Here is a 12823-nt window from a genome sequence, read left to right as displayed (position 1 = left end):
CATGACACGGATTACCAAAGCGGCCTGTATCGGCGGCGGCGTCATCGGCGGGGGATGGATTGCACGTTTTCTGCTTGCCGGCATCGATGTCAGCGTCTTCGATCCGCATCCGGAAGCAAGCCGTATCGTCGGCGAGGTCCTTGCCAATGCGGAAAAGGCCTATGCCATGCTGACCGGCGCACCGCTGCCGCCGCGCGGCCGGCTTACCTTCGAAACGTCGCTGCAGGAGGCGGTCTCCGGTGCGGACTGGATCCAGGAAAGCGTGCCGGAACGGCTCGACCTCAAGCGCCGCGTATTGACGGAAATCGATGCTGCCGCACGCCCGGACGCGCTGATCGGCTCGTCCACGTCAGGCCTGCTGCCGAGCGACCTGCAGCGCGACATGAAGCACCCCGAGCGCCTCTTCGTCGCTCATCCCTATAATCCCGTCTACCTGCTCCCGCTGGTGGAGATCGTCGGCGGCGAGAAGACCTCGAAAGCCACCATCGAGGCTGCGATGGAACGTCTGGTCCCGATCGGCATGAAAGGCGTCCATATCGTCAAGGAGATCGAGGCCTTCGTCGGCGACCGGCTGCTCGAAGCGCTCTGGCGCGAGGCGCTCTGGCTCATCCATGACGACATCTGCACCGTCGAGACGCTCGACGACGTCATCCGCTATTCCTTCGGGCTGCGCTGGGCGCAGATGGGCCTGTTCCAGACCTACCGCATTGCCGGCGGCGAGGCCGGCATGCGCCATTTCCTCGCCCAGTTCGGGCCTTGCCTTGCCTGGCCCTGGACGAAGCTCACCGACGTTGTCGATCTCGACGACGCGTTGATCGAAAAGATCGGAAAACAGTCGGACGAACAGGCCGCCGGCCTTTCGATCCGCGCACTGGAGCGCATCCGCGACGAAAATCTCGTCGGCATCCTGCAGGCGCTGAAGGCCGGAAACGACGGCAGGGGCTGGGGCGCCGGCCAGTTGCTGAAGGATTTCGAACGATCCCTCTGGGCTGCAGGCGGCGGGAAAACCGCTGCTATAGATCCTTCAGGCCCCCTTAAGCTCGTCGAGACAAAGGTGAGCCCCGCCTGGGTCGACTATAACAGCCATATGACGGAGCATCGCTACCTGCAGGTTTTCGGCGATACGTCTGACGCGCTTTTGCGGCTGATCGGGGTCGATCTTGCCTATGTCGAGGCCGGGCGGAGCTACTATACCGTCGAGACCCATATCCGCCATCTTGGCGAGGCAAAACTCGGGCAGGCCATCCATTCGACCTGCCAGATCCTCGCAGTCGACGACAAGCGGCTGCACCTCTTCCACACGATCTGCGACACGGAGAGCGGCGCCGTGCTCGCCACTGCCGAGCAGATGCTGCTGCATGTCGATACCGAAGCCGGCAAGGCGACACCGGCGCCTGCCGCAGTCCTCGACAAGGCAAATCTGATCGCCACGGCCCATGCAAAGCTGCCGCCCCCCGATGGGGCTGGCCGCCATGTCGGCCAGAAACGATAGGAGATCGACATGGATTTTGGCCTCAGCGAAGAACAGGAAATGATCGTCGAGACGGTCCGCGGCTTCGTCGAAACCGAAATCCATCCGCATGAGAACGAAGTCGAGCGCACAGGCGTCGTCCCGCCGGATCTTGCCGCTGAGATCCGGCGCAAATGCATCGATCTCGGCTTCTATGCCTGCAATTTCCCCGAGGAGGCGGGCGGCGCCGGCCTCGACCACGTCACCTTCACGCTGGTGGAGCGCGAGCTTGGCCGCGGCTCCATGGCGCTGACGGTCTTTTTCGGCCGTCCCTCCGGCATCCTGATGGCATGCGAAGGCGAGCAGCGTGAGCGGTATTTGCGTCCGGCCGTCCGCGGAGAAAAGATCGACGCACTGGCAATCACCGAGCCTGATGCCGGTTCCGACATGCGCGGCATGAAATGCACCGCGCGCAGCAACGGCGGCGATTTCGTTCTCAATGGCACCAAGCATTTCATCTCGCATGCCGATGTCGCCGATTTCATTATCGTCTTTGCCGCAACCGGCGAGGAGGAAACGCCAAAAGGCCTCAAGAAGAAGATCACCGCGTTTCTGGTCGATCGCGGCACACCAGGTTTCGAAATCCTCAAAGGCTATGATTCCGTCTCCCATCGCGGCTATCACAATTGCACCTTGAGCTTTGCCGATTGCCGGATTCCGGCCTCCCAGGTGCTGGGCGAGGTGCACCGCGGTTTCGAACTCGCCAATCAATGGCTCTACGGCACGCGGCTGACGGTCGCCGCCACCTGCGTCGGCAGGGCGCGTCGCGCCTTCGACATGGCTTTGTCCTATGCCGCCGAGCGCAAACAGTTCGGCCGGCCGATCGGGGCCAACCAGGGCGTTTCCTTCAAGCTTGCCGACATGGTCACCGAGATCGACGCGGCCGACTGGCTGACGCTTTCGGCGGCATGGCGGCTGGATGAAGGTCTATCTTCCGATCGCGAAATCGCGTCGGCCAAGCTCTACGCCTCCGAAATGCTTGCCCGCGTCACGGATGAGGCGATCCAGATCTATGGCGGGATGGGCCTGATGGACGATCTTCCGCTTTCCCGCTTCTGGCGGGATGCGCGCGTCGAACGTATCTGGGACGGCACGTCGGAGATTCAGCGCCATATCATCAGCCGCAATCTCCTGCGGCCTCTGGGAGCGTAGCTGATGACACCACGCGCACTCGACCGCCTGTTCAGACCGCAAACGATCGCCGTCTTCGGCGGCCGCGAAGCGCGTCGGGTGATCGAGCAGTGCGACCGGATGGGGTTTGCGGGCGAGCTCTGGCCCGTTCACCCGACGCTCGACGAGGTCCTCGGGCGGCGCTGCTACAGAAGCGTTTCCGACCTGCCGTCGCCGCCAGACGCCGCCTTCGTCGGGGTCAACAGGATATCGACCATCGAGATCGTCCGCAGCCTGTCGGTGGCTGGTGCCGGCGGTGCGGTCTGTTATGCCTCGGGCTTCAGTGAGGCGGTGAGCGAGCTTGCCGATGGCAGCGATCTGCAACAGGCATTGGTTGGCGCTGCAGGTGACATGCCGATCCTTGGACCAAACTGCTACGGCTTCATCAACGGCCTCGACGGCGCGCTTCTCTGGCCCGATCAGCATGGCATGAAGCGCGTCGAAAGTGGCGTGGCGATTCTGACCCAATCGTCGAATATAGCGCTCAACCTGACCATGCAGACACGCGGCCTGCCGATCGCCTATGTCGTGACATCAGGCAACCAGGCGCAAACCTCGCTCTGCGATGTCGCCTGCGGCCTGCTCGCCGACCCACGCGTGACCGCGCTTGGCCTCCATGTCGAAGGCTTTGGCGACAAAGCTGCGCTCGAGCGACTTGCCGCCGCAGCCCGTCAGACGAAAAAGCCCGTTATTGTTTTGAAAGTCGGCAAGTCGGAACAGGCGAGACAAGCAACGCTCTCCCATACCGCATCCCTTGCCGGCGGCGACGCCGTAGCCGATGCAGTGCTTGCCCGCCTGGGCATCGGCCGCGTCGAAACGCTGCCAGCGCTCCTTGAAACACTGAAACTCGTGCATGTCGAAGGCCCGCTGCAAGGTGCCTCGATCTCCTCGATGAGCTGTTCGGGCGGCGAAGCCTCGCTGGTGGCGGATGCTGCGGTCGGACACGCTGTCACGTTCCGAGACCTCGAAGCAAAGCAACTGCCGCGCCTGAGAAACATCCTCGGCGACATGGTGACGCTCTCCAACCCGCTGGATTACCATACGTTCGTGTGGGGCGATCTTGCGCGTCAGACAGAAGCTTTCACCGCAATGTTCGAAGGTCGCTACGACCTCAATCTCGTCGTCCTCGATTTTCCCCGCGCCGATCGATGCGAAGCGGCAGATTGGGTGACGACGGCTGACGCGGTCACCGCTGCGGCCTCTGCGACAGGCGCGCTTGCCGGGATCCTGGCGACCCTACCCGAAAACATGCCGGAGGCTGTCGCCGACCGGCTGATCGCCGAAGGCGTCGTTCCCTTCTGCGGTATTGATGAAACCCTGATTGCCGCGGAAGTCGCAGCCGGCATCGGCCATGCCTGGCGCAAACCGCCTCCCCTGCCGCTTCTCAATGTGGCGACTGTAGAAGGCGCAATCGAAACGCTGACGGAGGCCGATGCGAAGTCCGAACTCGACCTCGCCGGCCTTCGTATCCCCCAAGGTCGGGTTGCAAGGTCGCCGCTTCAGGCGGCGGATTGTGCCGAGCGTCTCGGCTTTCCTGTTGTCCTGAAGGCTCTTGGCGTCACGCACAAGACCGAAGCGGGCGCCGTCGCACTCAACCTGAAGGATGCCAAGGCCGTATTGGATGCCGCATCAAAGATGGCTGCGACAGACGGTTTTCTGGTCGAGAAGATGATCGACCGGCCCGTCGCCGAGTTGATCGTCGGTGCCTCGCGCGACCCGGTCTTCGGATTATCGCTAACGGTCGGCGCCGGCGGAATTTTCGTTGAATTTCTGGAGGATTCCGTCATTTTGCCGTTGCCGACGACGAAATCGGAAATTTCCGAGGCAATTTCGCGCCTGAAGATCGTAAAATTGATCGAGGGATATCGCGGACGCCCGAAAGGCGACCTTGAAGCGATCGTGACGGCTGTCGCGCGGGCGGCAGATTATGTCGTAACGAATGCCGCACGGCTGGAGGAACTGGACATTAATCCGTTGATGGTTCTTCCCGAAGGTCACGGCGTGGCCGCAGTCGATGCCCTGATCCGGCGGAGGAGGTAGCATAGGTTGAGCGACCCCATTCGCACCCGACAGGCTGGCACAGTGCTGGAAGTCATCATCGACCGGCCGAAGGCAAACGCCATCGACCTTGCGACCAGCCGCGCCATGGGACTGATATTTCGTGATTTCCGTGACGACCCGGCGCTGCGCGTTGCAATCATCTCCGGCGCGGGTGAGAAATTCTTCTGCGCCGGATGGGACCTGAAGGCTGCAGCGGCAGGCGACACGGTCGACGGAGACTATGGTGTGGGCGGTTTCGGCGGACTGCAGGAGCTGCGCGATCTCAACAAGCCGGTCATCTGTGCCGTCAACGGCATCTGTTGCGGCGGCGGGCTGGAGATCGCGCTTTCCGCCGACCTGATCCTCGCAGCCGAACATGCGACCTTCGCCCTTCCGGAAATCCGCTCCGGCACGGTTGCCGATGCCGCCTCGGTGAAGCTGCCGAAGCGCATCCCCTATCATATCGCCATGGACATGCTTCTGACCGGCCGCTGGCTTGACGTCCATGAGGCGCATCGCTGGGGCTTCGTCAATGAGATATTGCCAGCAGACAAGCTGATGGAGCGGGCCTGGGATCTTGCCCACCTGCTCGAAAGCGGGCCGCCGCTCGTCTACGCGGCGATCAAGGAAATCGTGCGTGAATCGGAGGGTTCCACCTTTCAGACTGCCATGAACAAAATCACCAAACGGCAGTTTGCGACGGTCGACCGGCTTTATTCGAGCGAGGACCAATTGGAAGGCGCACGGGCTTTCGCCGAGAAACGAAGCCCTAACTGGAAAGGACGGTAACAAGGCGGCAGCAACCGCATCATCTTCCCGCAAGCGTGCGGGCACCTCCGACGGAAGAGGAAACCGTTCGGGATCATGCCCAAAAATCGAAGTCAACGCACCATAAGAAGGAGAAGGGGAATGAACGACTACACCAAATATCTCGCAAGCCGGGTGACTGCAGGCGGCCTCAGCCGCCGCGAATTCCTGGGACGCGCCATGGCAGCCGGCCTGACGCTTGCCGTTGCCGACAAGCTCTTTACCGAAAGTGCCGAGGCCGCCGAGCCAAAGCGCGGCGGCCATCTGAAGCTTGGCCTGGAGGGAGGCGCTGCAACCGACTCCAAGGACCCGGCGAAGTTCCTGTCGCAGTTCATGTTCTGCGTCGGCCGCTGCTGGGGCGACATGCTGGTTGAATCCGACCCGCTGACGGGCGCCGCCGTACCGGCGCTTGCCGAATCCTGGGAACCGTCGAAGGATGCGGCAACCTGGACGTTCAAGATCCGCAAGGGCGTCAAGTTCCACAATGGCAAGGAACTGACGATCGACGACGTGGTCGCCACACTCAAGCGTCATACCGACAAGAAGTCGGAATCCGGCGCGCTCGGCGTTCTCGGCTCGATCAAGGACATCAAGGCAGACGGCGGCAACCTCGTCCTGACGCTTTCGGAAGGCAACGCCGACATGCCGCTGCTATTGACCGATTATCATCTGGTCATTCAGCCGAATGGCGGTGTCGACGATCCGCTCGCCTCGATCGGTACTGGCCCGTACAAACTCACGAGCTTCGAGCCTGGCGTGCGCGCCACTTTCGAAAAGAACAAGGACGACTGGCGCACCGATCGTGGTTATGTCGATTCCATCGAAATCATCGGCATGAACGACGCCACGGCGCGCATCGCCGCGCTCTCGTCCGGCCAGGTGCACTACATCAACCGTGTCGACCCGAAGACCGTCAACCTCTTGAAGCGTGCTCCGAATGTCGAAATCCTTTCGACTGCCGGGCGCGGCCATTATGTCTTCATCATGCATTGCGACAAGGCGCCGTTCGACAATAACGACCTGCGTCTCGCGCTCAAATATGCCATGGACCGCGAAACCATGGTGCAGAAGATCCTCGGCGGCTACGGCAAAGTCGGCAACGACTTCCCGATCAACAGCACCTATGCGCTCTTTCCCGAGGGTATCGAACAGCGCGCCTACGATCCAGATAAGGCGGCCTTCCACTACAAGAAATCAGGCCATAGCGGCTCGGTTCTGCTGCGCACATCGGAAGTCGCCTTCCCAGGTGCCGTCGATGCGGCCGTCCTTTACCAGGAAAGCTGCAAGAAAGCCGGCATCGAGATAGAGGTCAAGCGCGAGCCCGGCGACGGATATTGGACGAACGTCTGGAACGTCCAGCCCTTCTCCACCTCCTATTGGGGCGGCCGTCCGACACAGGACCAGATGTATTCCACCGCCTATCTGTCGACGGCGGACTGGAACGACACCCGCTTCAAGCGCCCTGATTTCGATAAGCTTCTGCTTCAGGCGCGTTCCGAACTCGACGAGGCCAAGCGCAAGGACATGTATCGCACCATGGCGATGATGGTCCGCGACGAAGGCGGCGTCATCCTGCCGATGTTCAACGACTTCGTGAACGCCTCCACCAAGCAGGTGAAGGGCTACGTCCACGACATCGGCAACGACATGTCGAACGGCTACGTCGCAACCCGCGTCTGGCTGGAGGCCTGACGCCGATCTGCTGTCCGATCTCCAGGCAAGCCGGGACCGTGGGACAAAATCCGCGGTCCCCCTGACGTTTCAGCGCGAGGCCTCCATCATGTCCAGTCCGACCTCAGGCAATATCCTGCCCGGTCTCAGGTTCCGGCAGCGTTTTCCGCTGCTTTCCCTTATTCTCGAGCGCTTCGTGCTCAGCATCATCCTGCTCTTTGCCGTCTCCATCCTGATCTTCGGCGGCCTGGAAGCTCTTCCCGGCGATTTCGCTACGACCTATCTCGGTCAGTCGGCAACGCCGCAGGCGGTTGCCAATATCCGCAAAGATCTCGGGCTCGACCGGCCGGTGACGACGCGATACGTCGAGTGGCTCGGCAATGCCGTGCAAGGCGATTTCGGCACATCCTGGGCCAGCAAGAACTCCGTCAGCGAACAGATCGGCAAGCGGCTCGGCAATTCGCTGTTTCTGGCGGGCTTTGCCGCTCTGATCTCCGTGCCGCTTGCCGTCGGGCTCGGCATGGTTTCCGTGCATTTCCGGGGGCGCCTGCCCGACAAGATCATCAACATCATTTCGCTGGCGGCGATTTCGCTACCGGAGTTCTTTATCGGCTACCTGCTGATCATGTTTTTCGCGGTGAAATTCGGCGTCGCCACCTTTCCCGCAACCGTCTATGAGAGCATGGGCTTTGCCGAGCGCCTGAAGGCGATCGCCCTACCGACGGCGACCCTCGTGCTCGTCGTGCTGGCCCACATGATGCGCATGACACGCGCTGCAATCCTCTCGGTCATGTCGTCGGCCTATATGGAGACGGCAGAGCTGAAGGGCCTTTCGGCGTTTCACTCGATCGTCAAGCATGCCGCACCGAACGCGCTTGCGCCGATCATCAACGTCGTGGCGCTGAACCTTGCCTATCTGGTGGTCGGGGTCGTCGTCGTCGAGGTGGTCTTCGTCTATCCCGGCATGGGCCAATACATGGTCGATGCCGTGACGGTGCGCGACATGCCGGTGGTGCAGGCCTGCGGCCTGATCTTTGCCGCCGTCTATATCTTCCTCAACATGTTGGCCGATATTCTCGCCATCATCGCCAACCCCCGGCTGAGGCATCCGAGATGAGATTGAGAGACATCCCCATCACCGCCTGGATCGGTATGATCGGCATCGCGATCGCCTTCATCTTCGCTCTCTTTGCACCTTTCATCGCCCCCTACGGGGAGACCGAAGTCGTCGGCAGCGTCTGGCAGATTCCGGATGCGCAATATGTCTTCGGCCTCGACAATCTCGGCCGCGATATTCTCTCCCGGCTGATCTACGGCGCGCGCACGACACTTTTCGTGGCGCTTGCCGCAACGGTCATCTCTTTCTCGCTCGGCGTCATCTTGAGCTTTACGGCAGCCGTCTCTCGTGGATTGATCGACATGGTCTTCTCGCGCTTCAACGACCTGATGATGTCGATCCCGACGCTGATCTTCGCGCTCGTGGTGCTCGCCGTCCTGCCACAAAACATCATCGTCCTGATCCTCGTCATGGCGATCCTCGATTCCACCCGCGTCTATCGTCTCGGCCGTGCCGTGGCGCTCGATGTTGCTGTGATGGAATTCGTCGAGGCGGCCAAACTTCGCGGCGAAGGAAAACTCTGGATCATCTTCCGGGAGATCCTGCCGAACACGCTGACACCGCTGCTGGCCGAGTTCGGCCTGCGTTTTGCCTTTTCGATCCTGTTTCTCTCGACGCTCTCCTTCCTCGGCCTCGGCATCCAGCCGCCATCGGCTGACTGGGGCGGCATGGTCAAGGACAACAAGGACGGCATCATCTTCGGCATTTCGGCAGCGCTCGTGCCGGGTAGCGCGATCGCCATTCTCGCAGTCTGCGTCAACCTCGTCGTCGACTGGCTTTTGAAACGAACCTCGAGCCTCAAGGGAGGGCGCGGCGATGCCTGATCTTCTTTCCGTCCGCAATCTCAAGATCGAAGCCACCAGCTATCCGCCGGGTGAAGCGCCGAAACGCGTGACCATCGTTGACGGCGTTTCCTTTGATTTGCAGAAAGGCCGAGTGCTCGGGCTGATCGGTGAATCCGGGGCCGGGAAATCGACGATCGGGCTCTCTGCACTTGCCTATGGCCGAGGCGGTGCCGAGATCATCGGCGGAGAGGTGCTGCTTGACGGCGACAATATTCTTGGCCTCGGCAGGAGCGGCATCAGGCAGATCCGCGGCGCCCGCGTCTGCTACGTCGCCCAGTCGGCGGCGGCCGCCTTCAATCCCGCCCACCGGCTCGGTGACCAGGTGGTCGAAGCTTCCGTCAAACACGGGCTCATGAGCAAACAGGAGGCGAAAAAGCGAGCGCTCTATCTGTTTCAGGTGCTCGGCCTTCCCCATCCCGAAAGTTTCGGCGAACGTTTCCCGCATCAGGTCTCGGGCGGCCAGCTGCAGCGCGCCATGACGGCGATGGCCCTTTGCTCCAACCCCGAACTGATCGTTTTCGACGAACCGACGACGGCACTTGACGTCACCACCCAGATCGACGTGCTGGCGGCGATCAAGCATGCGATCGAGGCGACCCATACGGCAGCCCTTTATATTACCCATGATCTCGCCGTCGTCGCCCAGATCTCCGACGACATCATGGTGCTGCGCCATGGCAAGACGGTGGAATACGGCAGTGTCCGGCAGATCATCGAAGCGCCGCGGGAGGACTATACCCGCGCGCTCGTCAACGTCCGGCAGACGCTGAGGCACGAAGCTGTCGATCAGTCCGATGCGCTGCTGAAGGTCGAAAACGTCAGCGCGGAATATTCCAATGGTTTCAAGGTCCTGAACGATGTCAGTCTGCATGTGCCGAAGGGACAGACATTGGCGATCGTCGGTGAATCGGGCTCGGGAAAATCAACGCTCGCCCGCGTCATAACCGGCCTGCTTGCGCCAACTGTCGGGACGATCTCTTTTGCCGGCAACCCGTTGACGCCCGACGTCCGACACCGGCCACGCGACGACCTGCGCCGCATCCAGCTCATCTACCAGATGGCCGACACGGCGATGAACCCGCGCCAGACCGTCCGTGACATTATCGGTCGGCCGCTGACCTTCTACTACGGTCTCAGGGGAGCTGCGAAGACGGACCGCGTGAAGGAATTGCTCGACCAGATCGAGATGGGCAATGGCTTCCTGAACCGCTACCCGGCAGAGCTCTCGGGCGGCCAGAAACAGCGCGTGGCGATTGCCCGCGCGCTGGCCGCCAAACCGGAACTTATCCTCTGCGACGAGCCGACCTCGGCACTCGACCCGCTGGTTGCCGAAGGCATTCTGAAGCTGCTGCTTCGGCTCCAGGAGGAGGAGGAGCTCTCCTACATCTTCATCACCCACGACATCGCCATCGTGCGGGCCATTGCCGACAGTGTCGCAGTCATGCACCGCGGCAGTCTGGTGCGCTTCGGACCGAAGTCGAAGGCGCTCTCGCCGCCCTTCGACGACTACACCGACCTGCTGCTGAAATCCGTTCCGGAAATGGAGATCGGCTGGCTTGAAAAGGTGCTGACCACCCGGCGAATGGAAAGTGCCGGCAACTGAACCGTCAACGCCGGCCGCTTTTTGGCCGGCTCTATGATTGCATCCCAGGAAAAATCATGAGCCAACGCTCTTTCACAACGATTGAAAACCAGTGGATCACGCTTGGCGATGGAACACGCCTTGCCGCGCGCATCTGGATGCCCGACGGCGCGGAGAAGGATCCCGTGCCGGCGGTCTTCGAGTTCCTGCCCTATCGTAAGCGCGACGGGACAAGCCCGCGTGATGAATCCACCTACCCGGTCTTCGCTGCAGCAGGCATTGCCGGCGTGCGTGTCGACATCAGAGGCTCGGGCGAATCCAGCGGCATCATCGATGGCGAATATACCGAGCTGGAGCTTGCCAATGCCTGCGAGCTGATCGCCTGGATCGCAGCGCAACCTTGGTCGAACGGCTCGGTCGGCATGATGGGTATTTCCTGGGGTGGCTTCAACTGCCTGCAGGTCGCTGCTTTGAAGCCCCCGGCGCTGAAGGCGGTGATTTCGATCGCTTCCACGGTCGACCGCTATAATGACGACATCCACTATAAGAACGGCTGCCATCTCTCCGCCCAGCTCTCCTGGGCCGCGACGATGCTTGCCTACCAATCACGCTCCCCCGATCCGGCCATCGTCGGCGACGATTGGCGCGATATGTGGCGGCAGCGCCTGGAGCAGGAACCCTTCTTCATGGAAGAATGGCTGAAGCATCAGCGCCGTGACGATTTCTGGCGGCATGGATCGATCTGCGAAGATTTCGCAGGCTTCGATATTCCCGCCATCGTCATCGCCGGCTGGGCGGATGGCTATCGCAACACGCCGCTGCTCGCCGCCGAGGGTCTCGGCGAGAAGGCGAAGGCGTTGATCGGTCCATGGATCCACAAGTATCCGCATTTCGCCTGGCCGAAGCCGCGGGTCGATTTTCATGGCGAAGCCATCGCCTGGTGGAACCGCTGGCTGCGCGGCGAGCGCAACGGCGCTGAGACCATGCCATCCATACGCGCCTATATTCTCGATGCCATAAAGCCCGCCACGCGCCGCGATTTGGACCCCGGTTTCTGGATCGCCAAGCCTAGTTGGCAGCAGCCGGACATGCAGTGCTTCTATGTCGAGCAGTTCGGCGCCTTGATGGAAGGCATGCCGATCCCACATGCGCCGGAACATCCCGTTTATCTGCGCTCGCCGCTCGATACAGGCACGGCCTCGGGCGAATGGTTCACCTTAAAGCCGGATGCGGAACTGGCGATCGATCAGCGCCTCGATGACGCCGGATCGCTGACCTTTCAGACCGCGCCGCTGGTCGAGGACCATGATTATCTCGGACGTCCGGTCGTCACATTGACGCTCAGGTGCGACGCCGAAACCGCCAATCTCTGCGCAAGGCTCGTCGACGTCCATCCAGACGGCACGGCAACGCGCGTCTCCTTCGGCGTGCTCAATCTGGCTCATCGCAATGGCAATGCTGCACCGGAGCCGCTGAACAAGGGGGAACTGACAAGCATTACCATCACGCTCGATGCCTGCGGCTATCGTTTCCGCAAGGGGCACCGTATCCGCCTGTCGCTATCAACGGCCTATTGGCCGATGGTGCTGCCACCGCCGGAAGATCCGGGGCTGACAATCGACATCACCTCCATCGGTCTGGCTTTGCCTAAGCTCGGCGCGCATGAGATCATCGACATCAAACAGCCCGACAATCCCGATCCTCTGCCGAAATATATCGAACACGCACCCGCCTCCACAAAACGGCAGGTGGTGCGCGATCTCCAGGCCGGCGTCACGCGCTATGAAATCCATGAGGATACCGGCCTTTTCGAGCATCCCGGCACCGGTCTTTCCACCCGGCAGCTGCGCGAGGAAACCTGGTCGATCGCGCCGAACGATCCGCTATCGATGACAGGCCGATCCACCTGGACTTGCGACATGCAGCGTCCTGGTTGGTCCGTGACAACGGTCGCGACAGCATCGATCCGTTGCACGGCAACACACTGGATCATCGCCGCCTCAGTCATCGCCCATGAAGGCGGGATAAAGATCTTTGAGAAGGATTTTGGCGAGACGGCAATCGCCCGCGATCTGATGTAG

9 protein-coding genes are annotated in these 12823 nt (G+C 61.5%); all 9 read left to right on the top strand.

Annotation, left to right across the window (positions count from 1 at the left end; translation table 11 throughout):
* The first annotated feature begins 1 nt into the window (after position 1).
* The 9 genes from JNB85_RS09560 to JNB85_RS09520 all read left to right on the top strand — a co-directional run bounded on the left by JNB85_RS09560 (position 2) and on the right by JNB85_RS09520 (position 12823).
* Positions 2 to 1492: a carnitine 3-dehydrogenase gene (locus JNB85_RS09560; RefSeq protein WP_220334086.1), complete on the top strand. Its 1491-nt coding sequence runs from the start codon at positions 2 to 4 to the stop codon at positions 1490 to 1492.
* A gap of 9 nt (positions 1493 to 1501) precedes the next feature.
* Positions 1502 to 2662 carry an acyl-CoA dehydrogenase family protein gene (locus JNB85_RS09555; RefSeq protein WP_220334085.1) on the top strand — a complete coding sequence of 387 codons (1161 nt, stop codon included), beginning with the start codon at positions 1502 to 1504 and terminating at the stop codon, positions 2660 to 2662.
* Between the two features lie 3 nt (positions 2663 to 2665).
* Positions 2666 to 4720, top strand: coding sequence for an acetate--CoA ligase family protein (locus JNB85_RS09550; protein WP_220334084.1), 2055 nt, complete (start codon positions 2666 to 2668; stop codon positions 4718 to 4720).
* A gap of 6 nt (positions 4721 to 4726) precedes the next feature.
* Positions 4727 to 5509 (top strand): carnitinyl-CoA dehydratase, encoded by a 783-nt coding sequence (locus JNB85_RS09545; protein WP_220334083.1) that lies wholly within the window; start codon positions 4727 to 4729, stop codon positions 5507 to 5509.
* Between the two features lie 120 nt (positions 5510 to 5629).
* The gene (locus JNB85_RS09540; RefSeq protein ID WP_220334082.1) at positions 5630 to 7219 is read left to right on the top strand and encodes an ABC transporter substrate-binding protein; all 1590 of its coding nucleotides are present in this window, start codon (positions 5630 to 5632) and stop codon (positions 7217 to 7219) included.
* Between the two features lie 88 nt (positions 7220 to 7307).
* Positions 7308 to 8315, top strand: a complete 1008-nt coding sequence (locus JNB85_RS09535; RefSeq protein ID WP_220334081.1) for an ABC transporter permease — start codon at positions 7308 to 7310, stop codon at positions 8313 to 8315.
* Positions 8312 to 9139: an ABC transporter permease gene (locus JNB85_RS09530; RefSeq protein ID WP_220334080.1), complete on the top strand. Its 828-nt coding sequence runs from the start codon at positions 8312 to 8314 to the stop codon at positions 9137 to 9139. Before JNB85_RS09535 ends, JNB85_RS09530 begins: the two co-directional genes overlap by 4 nt.
* Positions 9132 to 10763 carry an ABC transporter ATP-binding protein gene (locus JNB85_RS09525; protein ID WP_220334079.1) on the top strand — a complete coding sequence of 544 codons (1632 nt, stop codon included), beginning with the start codon at positions 9132 to 9134 and terminating at the stop codon, positions 10761 to 10763. Before JNB85_RS09530 ends, JNB85_RS09525 begins: the two co-directional genes overlap by 8 nt.
* A gap of 56 nt (positions 10764 to 10819) precedes the next feature.
* Positions 10820 to 12823, top strand: a complete 2004-nt coding sequence (locus JNB85_RS09520; RefSeq protein ID WP_220334078.1) for a CocE/NonD family hydrolase — start codon at positions 10820 to 10822, stop codon at positions 12821 to 12823.

It is taken from the genome of Rhizobium mesosinicum (genome assembly GCF_019511345.1).
GTDB lineage: Bacteria > Pseudomonadota > Alphaproteobacteria > Rhizobiales > Rhizobiaceae > Rhizobium > Rhizobium mesosinicum.
Note: the sequence above shows the minus strand (reverse complement) of the source record. Positions and strands in the feature narration are given on the sequence as shown.